The sequence below is a fragment of the Microbacterium ulmi genome, from assembly GCF_011759705.1.
In the GTDB taxonomy this organism is placed as follows: Bacteria; Actinomycetota; Actinomycetes; order Actinomycetales; family Microbacteriaceae; genus Microbacterium; species Microbacterium ulmi.
Genome location: NZ_JAAOZF010000001.1, coordinates 743,766 through 759,828 on the forward strand (window position 1 = coordinate 743,766; position 16,063 = coordinate 759,828).

The 16,063-nt window shown below is 69.1% G+C and carries 19 protein-coding genes; 10 read left to right on the forward strand and 9 right to left on the reverse strand.

All coding sequences use genetic code 11. The features are described 5' to 3' along the window. The first annotated feature begins 90 nt into the window (after positions 1-90). Both FHS08_RS03550 and FHS08_RS03555 read left to right on the forward strand, forming a co-directional pair. Positions 91-282, forward strand: coding sequence for a hypothetical protein (locus tag FHS08_RS03550; RefSeq protein WP_167035510.1), 192 nt, complete (start codon positions 91-93; stop codon positions 280-282). A gap of 3 nt (positions 283-285) precedes the next feature. Next, the gene (locus FHS08_RS03555) at positions 286-1,071 is read left to right on the forward strand and encodes a sulfite exporter TauE/SafE family protein (protein ID WP_167035512.1); all 786 of its coding nucleotides are present in this window, start codon (positions 286-288) and stop codon (positions 1,069-1,071) included. A 20-nt stretch (positions 1,072-1,091) separates the two neighbouring features. On the opposite strand, the gene FHS08_RS03560 is transcribed toward FHS08_RS03555, so the two are convergent. Continuing rightward, complete coding sequence (locus FHS08_RS03560) at positions 1,092-1,940, reverse strand: formate/nitrite transporter family protein (protein WP_167035514.1); 849 nt, start codon at positions 1,938-1,940, stop codon at positions 1,092-1,094. Between the two features lie 200 nt (positions 1,941-2,140). Between FHS08_RS03560 and FHS08_RS03565 the strand changes: the two genes are divergently transcribed. The 3 genes from FHS08_RS03565 to FHS08_RS03575 are packed head-to-tail and all read left to right on the forward strand — an operon-like array spanning position 2,141 to position 3,881. Then, positions 2,141-2,716, forward strand: a complete 576-nt coding sequence (locus FHS08_RS03565) for an ArsR/SmtB family transcription factor (protein WP_167035515.1) — start codon at positions 2,141-2,143, stop codon at positions 2,714-2,716. Then, the gene (locus tag FHS08_RS03570) at positions 2,713-3,255 is read left to right on the forward strand and encodes an SRPBCC domain-containing protein (protein WP_167035516.1); all 543 of its coding nucleotides are present in this window, start codon (positions 2,713-2,715) and stop codon (positions 3,253-3,255) included. Before FHS08_RS03565 ends, FHS08_RS03570 begins: the two co-directional genes overlap by 4 nt. After that, the gene (locus FHS08_RS03575; RefSeq protein ID WP_167035517.1) at positions 3,252-3,881 is read left to right on the forward strand and encodes an MBL fold metallo-hydrolase; all 630 of its coding nucleotides are present in this window, start codon (positions 3,252-3,254) and stop codon (positions 3,879-3,881) included. Before FHS08_RS03570 ends, FHS08_RS03575 begins: the two co-directional genes overlap by 4 nt. A gap of 1 nt (position 3,882) precedes the next feature. On the opposite strand, the gene FHS08_RS03580 is transcribed toward FHS08_RS03575, so the two are convergent. Together FHS08_RS03580 and FHS08_RS03585 are read right to left on the reverse strand one after the other, a co-directional pair. Beyond that, on the reverse strand, positions 3,883-5,133 hold the full coding sequence (locus tag FHS08_RS03580; protein ID WP_167035518.1) for a flavin-containing monooxygenase: 1,251 nt from the start codon (positions 5,131-5,133) through the stop codon (positions 3,883-3,885). Between the two features lie 97 nt (positions 5,134-5,230). Continuing rightward, the gene (locus FHS08_RS03585) at positions 5,231-5,701 is read right to left on the reverse strand and encodes a MarR family winged helix-turn-helix transcriptional regulator (protein WP_167035519.1); all 471 of its coding nucleotides are present in this window, start codon (positions 5,699-5,701) and stop codon (positions 5,231-5,233) included. A gap of 28 nt (positions 5,702-5,729) precedes the next feature. Between FHS08_RS03585 and FHS08_RS03590 the strand changes: the two genes are divergently transcribed. From FHS08_RS03590 to FHS08_RS03600, 3 genes are all read left to right on the forward strand, one after another. Continuing rightward, entirely contained in the window at positions 5,730-6,215 is a 486-nt protein-coding gene (locus FHS08_RS03590; RefSeq protein WP_208382195.1) for a cupin domain-containing protein, read from the forward strand. A 51-nt stretch (positions 6,216-6,266) separates the two neighbouring features. Further along, positions 6,267-6,425, forward strand: a complete 159-nt coding sequence (locus tag FHS08_RS03595) for a hypothetical protein (RefSeq protein ID WP_167035520.1) — start codon at positions 6,267-6,269, stop codon at positions 6,423-6,425. Positions 6,426-6,931: 506 nt separating this feature from the next. Then, positions 6,932-7,405, forward strand: a complete 474-nt coding sequence (locus tag FHS08_RS03600; RefSeq protein ID WP_167035521.1) for a hypothetical protein — start codon at positions 6,932-6,934, stop codon at positions 7,403-7,405. Positions 7,406-8,141: 736 nt separating this feature from the next. On the opposite strand, the gene FHS08_RS03605 is transcribed toward FHS08_RS03600, so the two are convergent. Next, a complete protein-coding gene (locus tag FHS08_RS03605; RefSeq protein ID WP_167035522.1) occupies positions 8,142-9,956 on the reverse strand; it encodes a DUF2207 domain-containing protein in 1,815 nt (604 codons plus the stop codon). Between the two features lie 42 nt (positions 9,957-9,998). Between FHS08_RS03605 and FHS08_RS03610 the strand changes: the two genes are divergently transcribed. Then, positions 9,999-10,439, forward strand: coding sequence for a MarR family winged helix-turn-helix transcriptional regulator (locus FHS08_RS03610; RefSeq protein ID WP_167035523.1), 441 nt, complete (start codon positions 9,999-10,001; stop codon positions 10,437-10,439). Positions 10,440-10,459: 20 nt separating this feature from the next. Here the strand turns inward: FHS08_RS03610 and FHS08_RS03615 are convergent, their stop codons facing one another. Next, positions 10,460-12,085, reverse strand: a complete 1,626-nt coding sequence (locus FHS08_RS03615; RefSeq protein ID WP_167035525.1) for a family 20 glycosylhydrolase — start codon at positions 12,083-12,085, stop codon at positions 10,460-10,462. Further along, on the reverse strand, positions 12,082-13,347 hold the full coding sequence (locus FHS08_RS03620; RefSeq protein WP_167035526.1) for an MFS transporter: 1,266 nt from the start codon (positions 13,345-13,347) through the stop codon (positions 12,082-12,084). The genes FHS08_RS03615 and FHS08_RS03620 overlap by 4 nt, the downstream gene beginning before the upstream one ends. Positions 13,348-13,436: 89 nt before the next feature. Here FHS08_RS03620 and FHS08_RS03625 point away from each other — a divergent pair, with 89 nt between their 5' ends. Further along, on the forward strand, positions 13,437-14,084 hold the full coding sequence (locus tag FHS08_RS03625) for a TetR family transcriptional regulator (protein ID WP_167035528.1): 648 nt from the start codon (positions 13,437-13,439) through the stop codon (positions 14,082-14,084). On the opposite strand, the gene FHS08_RS03630 is transcribed toward FHS08_RS03625, so the two are convergent. The 3 genes from FHS08_RS03630 to FHS08_RS03640 form a co-directional block, all read right to left on the reverse strand. Next, positions 14,059-14,793, reverse strand: a complete 735-nt coding sequence (locus tag FHS08_RS03630) for an ABC transporter permease (RefSeq protein WP_167035530.1) — start codon at positions 14,791-14,793, stop codon at positions 14,059-14,061. The two genes, FHS08_RS03625 and FHS08_RS03630, sit on opposite strands and share 26 nt — an antisense overlap. Then, complete coding sequence (locus FHS08_RS03635) at positions 14,790-15,560, reverse strand: ABC transporter ATP-binding protein (RefSeq protein WP_167039576.1); 771 nt, start codon at positions 15,558-15,560, stop codon at positions 14,790-14,792. The genes FHS08_RS03630 and FHS08_RS03635 overlap by 4 nt, the downstream gene beginning before the upstream one ends. A gap of 205 nt (positions 15,561-15,765) precedes the next feature. Further along, a complete protein-coding gene (locus FHS08_RS03640; protein ID WP_167035532.1) occupies positions 15,766-16,056 on the reverse strand; it encodes a DUF4287 domain-containing protein in 291 nt (96 codons plus the stop codon). Positions 16,057-16,063 lie beyond the last annotated feature (7 nt).

The window sequence follows — 16,063 nt, forward strand, 5'->3', positions numbered from 1 at the left end:
CGGCCCCGCCGCGCGTCGACAGGGTGCGGAGGGAATGATCCTCCCGATAGCGTGTGATCGACGCGAGTTGCGCCGAGCGGAAGGGGCCCCGTGATCGCGAGCCGTCGCAGTGCGCTGCCGCTCAGTGCGCATCCCCTCGGTGCGCATCCCCTCAGTGCGCATCCCCTCGGTGCGCATCCCCTCGGTGCGCATCCCCTCGGTGCGCATCCCCTCAATGCGCATCCCCTCGAGCTGGCGTGGGATGCCGCGGCCTCACGCGTCTCGACGGCGGACGGCGGCTGAGCCATGTGGCTCGAGTCGCTCGCGATCCTCGGCGCCGGCGCGTGGGCCGGCATGATCAACGTCATCGTCGGCTCGGGGACGCTCGTGACCTTCCCCGTGCTCATCATGCTCGGCTATGCGCCGATCACGGCCAACATCTCGAGCGGGATCGGGCTCGTCGCCGGCTCCGTCACGGGCGCCGTCGGCTTCCGGCGCGAGATCTCCGAGCAGCGCACGCTCGCTCTCCTGCTGCTTCCCGCGGGCTGCGCCGGCGGCCTCGCGGGCGGTCTGCTGCTGCTCGCGCTGCCGCCTGAGGCGTTCCGCAAGATCGTGCCGGCTCTCGTGGGCCTGGGCATCGTCATGGTCGTCGTCGGACCCGCGCTGCAGCGCTGGCTCGCGAAGCGCCGGGCGGGAGCGCCGAGCGAGGGCGTCGAGAGCATGAGCGTCGGCAAGCGCATCGGAAACCTCGTCGCGGTCTTCCTCCTCGGCGTGTACGGCGGCTACTTCGGCGCCGCGCTCGGGGTCATCCTGCTGGGCGCGCTCGGCATCCTCTCGACGATCGCGCTGCCCAAGCTCAACGCGATCAAGAACCTGCTGGTCGTCGGCATCAACGGCGTCTCGGCGACGCTGTTCATCGTCGTGGCCACGGGCTACATCAGCTGGCGCGCCGTCGCGCTCCTCGCGATCGGCTCGACGCTCGGGGGCCTTCTCGGCGCGCGCATCGGGCGTCGCATCCCGTCATGGCTGCTGCGAGCGACGGTCGTCGTCGTGGGCACGATCGCGCTCGTGAACCTGATCGTCAACTCCTGACGCGGCGGTTGGCGCCGCACTCAGGCGGCGATGCGCTCGCGCTCCGCCTGCGCCGGCACGGCAGCCGGGACGTCGGCCGCGGCATCCTTCGCGACCCGCGGCGATCCGCCGACGACCCAGTACGCGATGCCCACCACGACGGCTCCGCCGACGAGGTTGCCGAGGCCGACCCAGAGCAGGTTGCCGCCGAACAGGGCCCACGTCGCGTTGGGGTCGCCGAGCACGAGACCCATCGCGTACGTCGTCATGTTCGCCACGACGTGCTCGAAGCCCGATGTGATGAAGGCCAGGATCGCGGCGAAGATGACGGCGATCTTGGCGCCCTCGCTCTTCAGACGCGCGCACATCCAGATCGCGAGACAGACCAGCACGTTGCACAGGATGCCGCGCACGAACAGCGTGAGCGGCTCCTCGGCGGCCTTCGCCGCGAGCATGTCGCCGAGCATCGTCCCGGCCGCGGCATTGGCGTGCAGCACGCCCGAGACCGCGACGAGCGATCCGAACACGAGGGATCCCGCGAGATTCGCGAGGAACGTCACCGACAGCGCGCCGACGGCAGGACCGACCCGCACCGCCCGCATGAGGCTCCCCTGGGTGAGCGTCATCATGCCCGAGGTGACGAGCTCCGCGCCCGCGAAGACGACGAGGGTCAGGGCGACGCCGAAGACGAGACCGCTCACGAGCTTGCCGAACCCCGTGCCGGCGGCGAAGAGCGGCCCTGCGGCGTTCAGCATGAGCACGACGGCGACGCCGACGTACGCGCCGGCGAGCATCCCGGAGATCCAGAAGCGCGCAGGCGTACGCAGTCCGTCGACCTTGTGCCGCGCGGCATCCGCCTGCACGTGCAGTGTCTGTTCGATCGTGAGCACGCTTGCCCCCCTAACCAGACCATGATACATGTGGTCTGACCATAGCGCCAGGCGGATGAGCCGATGCGCCGCCGACGGGGCGGCCTCGGTCGAGATCGGGCGCGGGCGGTCGCGGTCTCCGATCACGACCGGCGGGGATCGCCACCGCTCATTTCGACAATCCTTGACAATATTTCCTGTCAAGGGTTATCGTGACGTCCATGGAGAATGTTCACGTACTCTCGGACGCCGCGGTCGTCGAGGTGGCACTCGATCCCGTTCGACGCGCGATCCTCGACGCGCTGACCGAGCCGGGGTCGGCATCCACGATCGCGGCCGCCGTGGGATCGACGCGCCAGAAGGTGAACTACCACCTCAAGGCCTTGGAGGCCTGTGGGCTCGTGGAGCCCACCGAGACACGCGCGTGGGGCGGCATCACCGAACGGTTCGTGCGCCGCTCGGCGCGTCATCTCGTCGTCTCGCCCGACGTGCTGCAGAGCACCGCCGTCGAGCCGGACAGGATCGCCGATCGTCTCTCGGCCGCGTACCTGATCGCCGTGAATGCTCGGACGGTCTCGGAGGTGGGGGCGATCGCGAGCAGCACGGCGAGCGGAACGCGTCTGCCGACCCTGACCATCGACACCGTCATCGGGTTCGGCTCGCCCGAGGACCGCGCCGCGTTCGCCGCCGATCTGCAAACGGCCGTCGCGGCCCTGACCGCGAGGTATCACCGCGACGACGGGCGGCCGCACCGGCTGACCGTCTCGTCCTACCCCCGACCGAAGGAGTCATCATGACCGGTCCCGACCGCCGCGTCGAGCACAGGATGGAGCGCGCCTACGAGGTGGGTGCGACCCCCGAGCAGGTGTGGGAGGCGATCGCCACCGCCGACGGCATCTCGTCGTGGATGGTGCCGACGCGGCTGGATCCCCGCGTCGGCGGCGAGGTGTCGTTCGATCTCGGCGACGTCACGTCGACCGGCGTCGTCACCGAGTACACGCCGAACGCCCGGTTCGCCTACGAAGAGCCGTGGCCGATCGCCGAGCGAGCGGAGGAGCTCCCGGCCGAGATGGCCGAATGGTTCCGGGCGCTCGGCGTGCCGCTGGCGAAGGTGTACGACGACCTGTCGTCGGTCACGCCGATCGCGACGGAGTTCCTCGTCGAAGCGGCATCCGGCGGCAGCTGCGTGATTCGGATCGTCACGAGCGCGTACGGGACCGGCGCGGACTGGGAGAACGAGTTCTTCACCGAGATGGTGGCGAGCCTCGCCCCCATCCTCGACCAGCTCGCGGCGCACTTCGCGCGCGCGGCGATGAACACGGAGATCACGAGATGAACGCCGCCGCCTCGATCGTCGTCACGCCGGTACACGTGGCCGACCTCCTCGTGGAGGGCGAGCCGATGCCCGTCTACGTGCACGTGATCGACCATCCCGATGCGCGCGTGCTGGTCGACACCGGCATGATCGACCTCCACCCCGCCGTCGCCGACCTCGATCCGCGCCTTCGCCCGCTGAGCCGGCAGCACGACGTCGACCTCGCCGGCATCGACATCGTGGTCAACACCCACCTGCACTTCGATCACTGCGGCGGCAACCGCCTCTTCGCCGGCAGGCCGATCCACGTCCAGCGCCACGAGCTCGACGACGCCCGCACCGAGGACGACTACACCATCCGAGAGTGGGTCGACGCGCCCGGCGTGAGCTATGTTCCCGTCGACGGCGAGGTGGAGCTGCTTCGCGGGCTGCGTCTCATCCCGGCACCGGGCCACACGCGCGGCTCGCAGATCGTCGTCATCGAGGATGCCGAGCATCCCGTCGTCGTCGCCGGCGACACGGCCGTCTGGTTCGGCGAGCTGGACGACCCGCGCACCGACGGCCAGCGCCTCGTGCGCTCTCTGCAGCCAGAACGCGTCTGGCTCTCCCACGTCCGCGATCCGTGGAGACCAGCACTGCCTGGCTGACTCACGAAGGGTCGACCTTGTCACGCGAGGGGTCCTGAATCGTGTGCAGTCGAGCTCCAGCCACGACGGATGCCGCACGCCGCCGAACGCCGCCGAAGACACGGGACGAGGTCACCCCACCCCCGACGCGGCGACGCTCGCCGTGCGTGCGTGCTGGCGATGGGGCTGCCGCGACGATGTGGGAGGCGACATGGGCCGCATCGCGCCCCACACCGGCGAGCAACATGGAGGAGAACGCGTACTGGAAGCTGAGGCCGCAGAAGTACAGGCCGGGTGCCCGCTCGACGACGCCGCGGAGTTCGATCGGCCAACCGTCCTCACCGACGATCGGGACCTGGATCCAGTCGAACGCCTGCCGGAAGCCGGTCGCCCAGATGACGTTGGCGACCGGGCGTGGCTCGCCGCCGACGACCGGGCGCCCGGACCGAACCTCCTCGACGCGGTCATAGGCCCGCTCGACGCCTCGCGTCGCGAGGTCGGAAGACTTCACGCGCAGCATGGGCGCGCCGTGGAAGCGCAAGTGAGCCATCTCCTTGCGTCCCATCGACGTGCGCCTCGTCAGAAGATGGCGCCAGGCGAAGAGCAGGATCGGGAACAGCAGGCGCATCCGCCACGACTCGTGGCGCACGGGGATCTGTCCACAGTCGCGTCCGACGAGGGTCGTCGCATGGGTCCCTGCCGTCTCGTAGGCGATCTCGGTTCCGGAGTGGGATGCCCCGACGACGAGCACCGGCCCGTCCCGGAGCTGGCTGGGACGTCGATACTCGCTGGAGTGCAGCTGAACGATGGCCGGATCCAGATCGCGGGCGATGGCCGGCACGTGGGGCGTCTTCCCGAAGGTTCCCGTGGCGACGACGACATTGGAGCACACGTACGTCTCACGATCTGTCGTGACGAGGTACCCGCCGTCCGACGTCGGACTCAGCCTTCGGACGTGCACGCCGAGACGGATCGGAAGCTGCCAGTGCTTCGCGTACTCCTCGAGATAGTCGGCGACGTCGTCCTTGCCCGGGAACGACCAGCCCTTCGCGGGGAACGGCAGGCCCGGCAGAGCGTCATACTTCGCGGGGGTGAAGAGCCGCAGGCTGTCCCACTGCTGCCGCCAGTGATCGCCGACCCGGGCGTTGGCGTCGAGGATCACGAAGGGACGGCCCTGGCGCTGCAGGTGATAGCCGGTCGCGAGTCCGGCCTGACCGGCGCCGACGACGACCGTCTCGATGCCGATCCCGATATCGACAGGTTTCTTGTCCATAGTTTGCACGATAGACAAGAAACCTGTCTTCTGTCAATCGCCGCACCACCGCCCGCAGGCCGTGGTCAGCACATCCGTGCGCGCGTCCGGGGGCAGGTCAGTCACCGACCCGGGCGGCGAACTCGGTCTGGATCGCATCCAGGTCGGCGCGGAGCTGACGGAGCCGATCCTGGCCTATCAGCGCGACCACCCGACCCTCCAGTTCCGGCACGAGCACCTGCGCGGCTGCGAGCACGCGGCGTCCGCGATGTGTGGGAAGCACGAGCTTCGCCCGGCGATCCGTCGGATCGGGCGTTCGTGCGACGTAGCCCGTCTGCTCGAGATGGACGACGAGTTCGGCCATCGCCTGCTTGGTCATGTGGGCGCGCTGGGCAAGGCTGCTCACGGTCGTGCCCGTGTCGTCGAGATACTGGAAGACGGCGGCGTGGGCGGGCCGGAGGTCGGAGAACCCCTCCCGAACGAGATGCGGAATCACGAGATCGTTGAGCGCGGTGAAAGCCTCACGGAGGGCGACCGCCAGGTTGCGAGGACGCTCGCGGCCGCTGAGCCCGGGAACACTTCTTGACATAGGCAGGTCTCCTGTCTAACTTGACGGTATGGACATGCTACCTGTCGAATCACCCGTCACGACCGAGACACTCCGCGTCGGCTCCGAACTGGCCGCCGTTCTCGCCACCACCGAGGAGACGAACGGGGACCTGTTCGCCGTCGAACTGCGGATGCCCCCGGGCGGCGGCCCGCCCGTCATGCATCGGCACGCGCCGAGCGAGATCTACCAAGTGCTCTCCGGAGAGTTCACCTTCTACATCACGGGGGACGACGGCGTGACCGCCCGCCGCGTCGCACGCGCGGGCGAGACCGTGACGATGGCCGGCAACACGCCCCACACCGTCCGCAACGAGTCGAACGAGGACGCGGTGGCCTTTCAGGTGCATGCACCCGGCGGGCCGATGGAGGGATTCACCCGCAGCGCGGCGCGGCTGGCTGCCGACCACACGCCGACGATCGAGGAGGTCCTGACGATCGCACAGCGCAACGGCATCGAGTTGCTGGGGCCTGTGCCGCACGTCGGGTCCGCCTGACGGGACTTCATCGTCCTCGGCATCCCGTTCTTCATGCTGTGGACGCCGTCAGTGGTCGTGCTGCCCGGAACCGAGGGCATGCGCGAGTACCGCGACTGGCGGTTCCACGCCGTGGGATTCGCACGCGGCACCGGTGTCGCCCTCATCGGCGCCCTCCTCTGCGGCGCCGTGGCAGTCGCTATCGAAGCGCTCGTCGCCCGGGCGGCGTGAACAGGTCTGGCCTCGATCATCCCGGTGATCCTCACGACGCCCGCGTTGGTTCTGTCGGATCTCGCCAGGTGTCGGATCGTGATGCACCGACCTGGGCTTCTCTCGAAGGAAAGGACGGTCGTAGAGAGTGATCCCTCTCAGGACACCTGTCATGAACCTGACTCTTCAGAGTTGAGATGCGTGTGTGTGAAGGTGCTGGGTGCGATAGCGGGGGCACGTGTGAGGCCAGGCCTCGACGCCGGGGGGACCAAGCAAGCCCGCAACCGAGGCTCGCATCGTGTTCGACCCTACGGCCGACGCTCTCGCGTGCTGCGCACGGCGCCTACTTCCGATTTGATCTGCGGGTCGGGCATGGCAGGCAGAGAAGCGTCGACTGCTGACGTGGGGTGTCAATCAGTTCCACGACTGCGTAGTCTCAGCGTGACAGTCGAACGTGAAGCCACCAAGACGAGATTGGTGAGGCAACGGTCCCGGCGAATTCTCCGAAGGAAACACAGTCCGCGCCCATGTACGCACACGAGCTCACCCCTGAAGAGATTTCGAGGAGACGCTCCATCTGGTTGGAGCACGTCAGCACGACGCCTGTGCTCCTCTATGCATTGAAGCGCATCGGGGACTACCAGGTTTCGGACGGGGCGGAGTCCGGGCCAAACTTCACCGGCCGGTACTTGCGCTACCGGCGAGGCAACGTGGAGTCGCTTGTGATCTACTCTCTTGAAACCTCGGATGTCGATCAAGCAACTGCACACATCTGGTTTCGCAACTTCCAGACCCCGCAACCGGAGCTGAAGCAGGACGACGACGGCACTGAACTCTACATCGATGGCCGGCAGGTACAGTGCGGCTTGCGGTCCGATACAACAGCGTGGCTGCTTGTAGCGTCCGACAGCACGCTGGTTATTCTTGGCCGAGGCGCGAGGCCTCGCGAGCTCCAGTTGAAGCGGATCGACCGCTTGGACCAGGTGCCCCTTAGCGCGTGACCGGAAGCGTGCGAAGGAGTTCCTGCACGCTCCCGGTTCCGCGAACGCCTCAGGAGATCAGTGCGCTCGACGCCGGGTCGAGAACAGTACAGTCCCAGAGAATTGTTTCGACGGTGCCGCCCAGCTCCGCACTGGCGCGTCCGTTGCCGGTGAACACAACGTCGCTCTGTTCCCAGTCGGCGGGCGGGAACGAGGCCTCGTCGAGGAAGGTATCGCCGTTGCTTTGTCCGTCATACGTGACGTAGAGCCCGCGAGTGCGTTCGTCCCGTCGATCGCGGCGAGCCAGTCTTGGGTCAAGGTCACGGAGAACTCTCCCTTCCGGAGAATCCCGCACCCGATCAGAGCGCTCCTGTGGAACCTCCCGGCTTGAACCGGAAGCTACTCCCGCCTCGGAGCAGCGCTACGCGGCGCGCCGCTCTGCCGACAACTGGAGTGAGACGACTCGACAGGTCCGTGAGAATCGGACAACTGGAGTGAGACACGACAGTCCCAAAGAATCACGAAAAGATAACGCTCACCCCTTCCTTTCGTTATCTCGTCGTTATAGAGTGCTTGCACGGTAGTTGTTTTGCTGTGGCAGCTGCCGGCATGTGATTGCAGGACACTCTTGGTGCAAGGGACAAGGGCCGGTCGGGAGCCTCTCCGACCGGCCCTTACTCTGTCCGTGCCCGCCCCGCGGATGCCGCGCCGAGCCGAGCGCCCCGGTCTCCCGTGAGGACGGCCGCGGCATCCGGGATCAGACGCCGCCCGCGCCGCCGCCGCCCCCGCCGCCCCCGGCGGAGCCGCCGCCCGACGAGCCTCCCGACGTCGACGACGATGACGCCGTGCTCGCCGACAACGATGAGATGCCGGACGAGAACGATGCCGCGTGGAACCCGCTCGCGCCCGCGTACCATCCGGGCGAGTTGCCGTCGCCGTAGAGCACCGCAAGGCGCTCGGCCCACTCCTTCTCCTGGCCGAACACGACGGCGTAGGGCAGCAGCGTCTCGTAGAGCCTGAGCATGACCCGCGGGTCGTTCGTGTCGACGGGCACGCGCTCGGCGCCCTGCGGCGACTGCAGCATCCGGATGCGGTCGGCCTCGGCCCACTCGATGAACACCCGCAGACCCGCGAGGTGGTCGCGCACCTCCGAGCCCTTGGCCGTGAGGGGTTTGCGGGCCATGATTCCGCTCACGACGACGATCGCGACGACGGCCACGGTCATGAGGCCGACGGGCAGGAGCGGTCGCACGAACCCCCCGAGCGCCAGCCCGCCGAAGACGATCACGAGCGTCGCGAGCGCGACCGTCAGCAGGACCGGCCACACGCGGGTCCACGCTCCGACGGACGTGCGCAGGCCGCGGCGGCCCAGCTCCCTCTCCGCGGCCCGCAGGATCCGCTGAGCCGCCGTCGACAGGCGCGTGTCGCTGCGGCCGAACTCGAACTCCTCCCCCGGCATCCCCGTCGGGAAGAGCCCGTCGAGCAGCATCCGCCCGTCGCCGTCGGCGCGCGACGGATCGACGAGCTGCGCCTTGAGCTTCGTGCCGCCGAAGAGCTTGCGATCGCCTTCCACGATCCGGATGCTGCCGACGACAGCCTGCTCGAGCACCTCTGCGGGGATCGCCTTCGTGGGCCTGCCCAGCAGCACGGCGCTCTCGAGGGCATCGATGTCGTTCGGGGGCGTGTACTCGGCGATGATCGTCGGCCGTCCCGGTCCGTCGCCGAGCCTCCGCGCGCGTGTGACGCCCGCCGCGGTGACCGCGCCGGCGAGCCCCACGGCCGAGATCCACTGCGCCCAGCCCCACCCTGACGCGAGGAAGGACGAGTCGAATCCCGCGAAGGTGTCCGGCTCGAACGCGACGGCGATCGTCATCGTCTGGTACGGCGCGATGTCGGATGCCGCTGCCCGCACCTGTGTCGTCCCGTCGGGTGCCGCGGTCGCCTCGATCTCGCACGGATCCGTCGACTCGGCGTATCCGCGATAGCACGCCTGCGCTCCCGTCAGGGCATCGGACAGGTCCGCGTCGAGATGAAGCGTCGCCGTCACTCGTCCGTACGGCTGCGCCGACTCGAGTCCGTTCACCTGCCAGTAGAACTCGTCGACGCCCGTGTCTGCGAAGTGCCGCGTGACGTTGCGCAGACGGTAGGTGAACACGTAGGTCTGCGCGCCGTGCACGTAGTCGTCGGCGCGCGACGTCATCGTGAAGACACCGTCCTCCGTGTCGACCTCGGCGGGCCGTGGGGCACCCTCGCCGTCGGTGATCGAGACGAACTCGGGCTTCATCGGAGCGCCGAGGTAGCTGTCGGGGATGCTGCGGCGCATGCCGCGGTTCTGGTCGAACTCGGGGAACACCGCGACGAACGTCTCGACGACCTCGAGCGTGCTCGTGCCGTCCTGCGCACGCCCGAGCGTGTAGTCGACGTCCATGCTCTCGAACGTGAAGTCGTCGACGCCGAACGGAGCGATCGCCTCGACCGCCGCCTGCGAGGCGAGCGCCGCCGGCGCCGCCAGCGCGAGGGATGCCGCAGCCACGACGAACGCGATTCCGAGGGTGCGCAGCATCCGTGCCATGCGGCCAGCCTAGGACCGAGGCGGACGAGTACTCTTGTGCCGATGACTGACCGGCGACTCGCGATCGATGCCTGGGAGAGTCTCTTTCGTGCCCAGCACGAGATCTTCGAGGAGATCAGCGCGGACTTCGACACGGGCGTGCTCGCGCAAGGCGAGTACGACGTGCTGCTGACCGTCATGCGCGGGCCCGGCCGGACGGCGCGGCTCCGCGATGTCACCGCGAACATGCTCATCAGCCAGCCGAGCGTCTCGCGCCTGGTCGATCGCATGGCCGCGCGCGGCCTCATCTCGAAGTGCCCCGATCCCGACGACGGGCGCGGCGCCCTCGTGCGCGCGACCGAGGAGGGCGCGTCTGCATTCCTCGACGTCGCGACGGTGCACGGGAGGTCGATCATCGAGCGGATGTCGGGGCTCACGGACGAGGAGCTCGAGCAGCTGCGTGCCCTGACCTCGAAGCTGCGCAGTCCGAGACCCGTCGACTGAGCCCGCTTCGCCCGCGCCGCTCACGGCGTGAGGACGGGCCACGCCACCGAGTCCGCCTGGTACCACTCCCACCCGCGATGCTCCCACAGCGTCGCCTGGGCGGCGAGCCGGTGGCGGTACTCGTCCCATTCGGTCGGACGGGCAGACCATGCCCGCTCGGCGGCGCCGGGCAGACGCGGGAGCAGCAGCAGCTCGAGGTCGGAGCGCGAGGTCACGGTCTCGCACCACACCGCCGCCTCGACGCCCGCGACCTGATCGTCGGACTCGATGTGCGCGACGTCCGCGACGACGTCCCACGCGACGCCGTCGCGGAGGCGCGCGGGCGGATAGACCGGCATCCCGAGTCGCGCGCGGACGGCGTTCTGTGCGGGATCGACGGAGTCGTCGCCGTGGGGACGGTCGAGGTACAGGCGTGCGCTGGGTGAGAGGAGGACGCGGGCACCGCGCGCCAGCGCACGGGGCACGTCGTCGACGGCTGCGCGCAGATTGTCGATCAGGATGTCGAGGAATGCGTTCGGCACGCGGCCGCGCAGAGACTCCGCCGCCGCCGCAGGGATGTCGATCCAGTGCTGAACGACGGTCTCGGCGTCGACTTCGGCGCGAGCCGCCTCCTGCCAGCCGACGACCTTCTTGCCGCGGCCGCGCACGAGTGCGGCAGCCTGCTCGACGAATGCGATGTGAGCCGAGGAAGGCATGCCGAACGCCTCGTCGCCGCCGAGGTGGACATATGCGCTGCGGGGGAACTGGGGCAGCACGCCGTCGAGCACGTCCTCGACGAAGGCCCAGACGTCATCGCGCGACGGATCGAGGAGCCCGCCCGCGACGGCGAGGCCTTCGACGTCCGACGGCACGACGCCTGCCGGGGCGAGCCCGGGGTACGACCGGATCGCGGCCGACGCGTGCCCCGGCATGTCGATCTCGGGCACGATCGTGACGAAGCGCTCGGCGGCGTACGCATCGAGTCCTGCCATGTCGGCGAGGGAGTAGAAGCCGCCGGGGCGGTCGCCGCCGGCGCCGCGCGCGCCGACCTCCGTGAGCGCGGGCCGGGCCGGCACCTCGATGCGCCATCCCTGGTCGTCTGTGAGGTGAAGGTGCAGCACGTTGAGCTTGTACAGCGCGCACATGTCGATGACGCGCTGAACGGTGTCGACGTCGTGGAACGTGCGCACGACGTCGAGCGACAGTCCGCGCCACGCGAAGCGCGGGCCGTCGACGAGCCGGGCCGCCGCCAGCTCCGCCGTCGCGCCGCGCAGCTGCGTCGCGACCAGCTGACGCAGCGTCGTGAGGCCGCGGTGCACGGCCTCGGGGGTCGGGCCCCACACCTCGATGCCGTCCGCCGTGATGCTCAGCGCATGGCGCTCGTCGCCCGGGCCGTCGACTGCTGCACCGTCGGCGCGCACACCCGCCGCGATCCCGACGGTCTCGATGCCGTCGGCGCCGAGCCGCACCCGCACGGCCGGCGCACCCGGCTCAGGAGCAGGCTCGAGGCCCGTGTCGCGGCGCAGGTCGTCGACGAAGCGGCGCACGACGCTCGTGAGAGCATCGGATGCCGCGACGACGGGCGTCGCCGCGGTGAACAGGAACGGGCAGTCCCCGCTGCCGCCGGATGCTCCGGCGACAGCGGGGACGATCGCGGTCGAGGTCAACGAGCCGCCTTGATCGGGACGATGCACAGCGCACCCACGATCGCGAGGGCGAGACCGAGCGGGAAGATCGGCGCATAGCCGAACGACACGACGATCAGGCTGCCGATGAACGGGCCGAGCGACTGCGGCAGGGTCGCGGCGATGTTGAGCACGCCGAGGTCCTTCGCGTACGTGTCCTGCGACGGGAGCAGCTCGCTCATGAGCGCGGCATCCGCCGACAGGTACGCGCCGAAGCCGAGGCCCGCGATGCCCGCGTACAGGAACATGCCCAGCATGGTCGGCATGACGAACGGGATCAGCATGCCCGCGCCCATGAGCAGCGCCGCGACGATCACGATCGGCTTGCGACGTCCCACGCGGTCGGACAGCGGACCCGAGATCGCGAGGGCGATGAGGGCCGCGACCAGCAGGACGAGGCTCAGCCTGGGGACGGTCGAGACGGCGTCCTCGCCGAGGCCGATGTAGTCCTGAAGGATGTAGAGCGTGTAGCCGTAGATCAGGAAGTACCCGGTGAACAGCGTGATGCGGCCCCAGAAGCCCCACGCGAAGTCGGGGTGCTTGCGAGGGCTGACCCAGAACGTCTTGAGGAAGAGCACGATCGAGAAGCGCTCGTTGACCTGGTCCTTCGACGACGCGTCCGGCGCGAGGACGACGAACAGCACGACGAGGATCAGCAGGATGCCGGGGAGCAGGAGGTAGCCGGCGGAGATGTTCTTCGCCATGGCGGCGCCATAGATCGATCCGCCGAGCGTGCCGAGCATGAGGCCGATGCCGGAGAGCGTCGAGAAGACACCGCGCGCAGAGACCGGGACGCGCTCCGGGAGCAGCGCGGTGAGCGGACTGATGATGAAGTTGATCGCGACCTGCACCATGATCCACCCGATGAGCAGCTGGATGAAGCCGTTCGCGACCCCCATGAAGATGAGCGCGAGACCCGTCAGGAGCGCCCCGCCCAGGATCCACGGGGTGCGGCGTCCGAAACGCGATCGGGTGCGGTCGGAGAGCAGACCCAGCACGGGGCTCGCGACGATCGCGACGGCCGCGCCGACACCCGTGATGATGCCGAGGTTCTGCGCCTTGTTCGCCTCGTCGAGGGCCTGGAGCTGCAACGGCAGGAACATGCCGGGGACAGCGCCGACGATCGTATAGAGGACGATGTTGAGGGGTGTGATGAAGCCGAACAGGCGCCTCACGGGAGGCGTGAGCTTAGATTTCGTGATCGCCGTCGCTCCGGGTGCGACCGCGGGGGGAGTGCTCGTCATCGGACGTGTCCGCCTATCTAACGGGGATAAGATAGTGTGACTATACGGATGAGGTCGTCACGGCACAACCGGCGGATCGAGGAGGATGCATGCGCAGGCGTCTGACCCCTGAGGCGCGGCGAGCCGAGATCGTCGAGGTCACGAAAGCCGCGATCACCGAGGTCGGCTACCGATCGCTGACGATGCGCGAGGTCGCCCGTCGATGCGGGATGTCGGCCCCCGGCATGATGCACTACTTCCCCGATCTCCCCTCCTTGCTCGGCGCCGTGCTCGACGGACGCGACGAAGCCGACATCCGGGCGATCGTCGGCGACCTCGCTCCCGATGCGACGCTGGCCGACGTGCTCGATCGTGCGCGGCGCTACTACGCCTCGCGGCGACGCGAGATGCGGGCGTTCGACGTCCTGGAAGCAGAGGCGCTCGATCCGAGCCATCCCGCACACGAGCACTTCCGCGCTCGGGCGCAGCGCACGCTCGACCATCTGCGGCCGCTCGTCGAGCGCGAGTTCGCCGACCCGCACGAGACGGTCCGCATCGTGCGGATCATCCTCGACGGCATGCGCGTCGAACGGCTGCGGTCCGCGACCCCGCTGGAGGACGCGGGCGATCACGAGGCGAGGGAGGATGCCTCGGACGCCGATTGGGCTGCCGCGCGCCGCGTCATCGATCTGCTTCCTCGCCGCGCCGACGTCGCCGCTTACGCGGCGAGCGCTACGGCGTCCGGCGGCGCAGCGTGAGCGACGCCAGGATCAGCGCGCCGACCGCGAACGCGGCGACCACGAGGAGGGGCCGGTACACGTCCCACCCTTCGTCGCCCGCGGTGACGGCGTTGATCGCGTCGATCGCATAGCTCAGCGGCAGCCAGTCGCTGATCGCGTGCAGGACGTCGGGCATCTGGTCGCGCGGCATGAACAGCCCGCCGAGGATGATCTGCGGGAACACGAGCACGGGCATGAACTGCACGGCCTGGAACTCCGTGCGCGCGAACGCGCTCGCGAGCAGGCCGAGCGCAGTGCCGAGGATCGCATCCACGACGGCGACGAGTCCCAGCTGCCAGATGGGCCCCTCGACCTCGAGCCCGCACACGGCGACGGCGAAGGTCACCGTGATGATCGCCTGCAGCGTCGCCATGAGCCCGAACGCGAGGGCATAGCCGAGGATGAAGTCGGCCTTGCCGATCGGAGTCGTCATGAGGCGCTCGAGCGTGCCCGACCGCCGTTCGCGCAGCGTCGTGATCGATGTGATGAGGAACATCACGACGAAGGGGAACAGGGCGAGGATGGCGCCGCCGAACTGGTCGAACACGCCCTCCTGGTCGCTGAAGAGCCACGCGAACAGGCCGACGAGCAGGCTCGGGGCCACGAGCATGAGCGCGATCGACCGGTGGTCGTGGCTGAGCTGCCGCAGCACGCGCCCCGACGTCGCGAAGGTGCGCGTGAGGTTCATCGCTCGCGCTCCTCTCGCGCGTCACGGCGTCTCGGCGCATGGGTCGCGGCATCCCGTTCGATGAGGGCGAGGAACGCGGCGTCCGGGTCGTCCGTGCCGGTCTCGGCGAGGAGGGCCGCCGGCGTCGTGTCGGCGATGATGCGGCCCGCCCGCATGAGCAGGAGCCGGTCGCAGCGCAGCGCCTCGTCCATGACATGGCTGCTGACGATGAGCGTCGTGCCGGCGTCGGCGAGTCCGCGGAAGACCGTCCACAGCTCCGCGCGCAGCACGGGGTCCAGACCCACGGTGGGCTCGTCGAGAACGACGAGGTCGGGCGAGCCGAGCATCGCGACGGCGAGCGAGACGCGGCTCTCCTGCCCTCCGCTGAGCGACGCGATCGTCTGGTTCGCATGGTCGACGAGTCCGACCTGCGAGATCACGCGGTCGACGTCGGCCGACGCGGCGCCGATGAGCCGCGCGAAGTAGCGCAGGTTCTGCCGGATCGTGATGTCGGCGTACACCGATGCCGCCTGCGTGTCGTAGGCGACGCGGTGGCGAAGGGATGCCGAGCCCGCCGGCTGTCCGAGGACCTCGACCGTGCCGCCCTTGACCTTCTGCACGCCGACGATCGAGCGCATGAGCGTCGTCTTGCCGCAGCCGGACGGTCCGAGCAGACCCGTGATCTGGCCGCGCGGAATGTCGACGTCGAGCCCGTCGAACACGTCGATCGCGCCTCGGCGCACGTGCAGGCCGCGGATGGCGACGGCATCCGTCGTCGATTTATTCATCACGTGATGAATTATGCGCCTGCCCGCCCGGCGGGTCAAGGGCTGCCCGCCCGGCGGGTCAAGGGCTGCCCGCTCGGAGGGGTCACGGGCTTCCCCACCGGCGGGTCAAGACCTGCCCGTTCCGCGGGTCAAGGGCTGCACAATCGGCGGGTCGAGACCCGTCCGCTCCGCGGGTCACGGGCTGCCTGCTCGGCGGGTCGAGAGACTACGGCGCGGGATTCGTCGCCTTGCCGTCGAGCCAGAGCGTGTCGGACGCGTCCGCATGCGCGCCGCTCGACCCGACGTGCGCGGCACTGATCTGCGGACCCTTCGTGATGACGTGCACGAGCGCCATCGCGTGCCCGCGACCGAGCCCGTAGTCCTCCCCGAGCCACGCGACGATCTCGCCCGCCTTCGTGCCGGGGCCGAAGCCCTTCTCGGTCGCGAGGTCGATGAACTGGCGAGGCGTGAGCCCCGTCTTCTCCTCGATGTTGTCGAGGTACGCCTGGAACGACACGCGCTCT

Coding starts and splice junctions, on each gene's coding strand:
- FHS08_RS03585 (WP_167035519.1), bottom strand. CDS start 5,701: ATGTCAAGAAGTGTTCCCGGGCTCAGCGGCCGCGAGCGTCCTCGCAAC.
- FHS08_RS03555 (WP_167035512.1), top strand. CDS start 286: ATGTGGCTCGAGTCGCTCGCGATCCTCGGCGCCGGCGCGTGGGCCGGC.
- FHS08_RS03635 (WP_167039576.1), bottom strand. CDS start 15,560: ATGAATAAATCGACGACGGATGCCGTCGCCATCCGCGGCCTGCACGTG.
- FHS08_RS03570 (WP_167035516.1), top strand. CDS start 2,713: ATGACCGGTCCCGACCGCCGCGTCGAGCACAGGATGGAGCGCGCCTAC.
- FHS08_RS03575 (WP_167035517.1), top strand. CDS start 3,252: ATGAACGCCGCCGCCTCGATCGTCGTCACGCCGGTACACGTGGCCGAC.
- FHS08_RS03630 (WP_167035530.1), bottom strand. CDS start 14,793: ATGAACCTCACGCGCACCTTCGCGACGTCGGGGCGCGTGCTGCGGCAG.
- FHS08_RS03610 (WP_167035523.1), top strand. CDS start 9,999: ATGACTGACCGGCGACTCGCGATCGATGCCTGGGAGAGTCTCTTTCGT.
- FHS08_RS03580 (WP_167035518.1), bottom strand. CDS start 5,133: ATGGACAAGAAACCTGTCGATATCGGGATCGGCATCGAGACGGTCGTC.
- FHS08_RS03620 (WP_167035526.1), bottom strand. CDS start 13,347: ATGACGAGCACTCCCCCCGCGGTCGCACCCGGAGCGACGGCGATCACG.
- FHS08_RS03625 (WP_167035528.1), top strand. CDS start 13,437: ATGCGCAGGCGTCTGACCCCTGAGGCGCGGCGAGCCGAGATCGTCGAG.
- FHS08_RS03605 (WP_167035522.1), bottom strand. CDS start 9,956: ATGGCACGGATGCTGCGCACCCTCGGAATCGCGTTCGTCGTGGCTGCG.
- FHS08_RS03590 (WP_208382195.1), top strand. CDS start 5,730: ATGGACATGCTACCTGTCGAATCACCCGTCACGACCGAGACACTCCGC.
- FHS08_RS03565 (WP_167035515.1), top strand. CDS start 2,141: ATGGAGAATGTTCACGTACTCTCGGACGCCGCGGTCGTCGAGGTGGCA.
- FHS08_RS03600 (WP_167035521.1), top strand. CDS start 6,932: ATGTACGCACACGAGCTCACCCCTGAAGAGATTTCGAGGAGACGCTCC.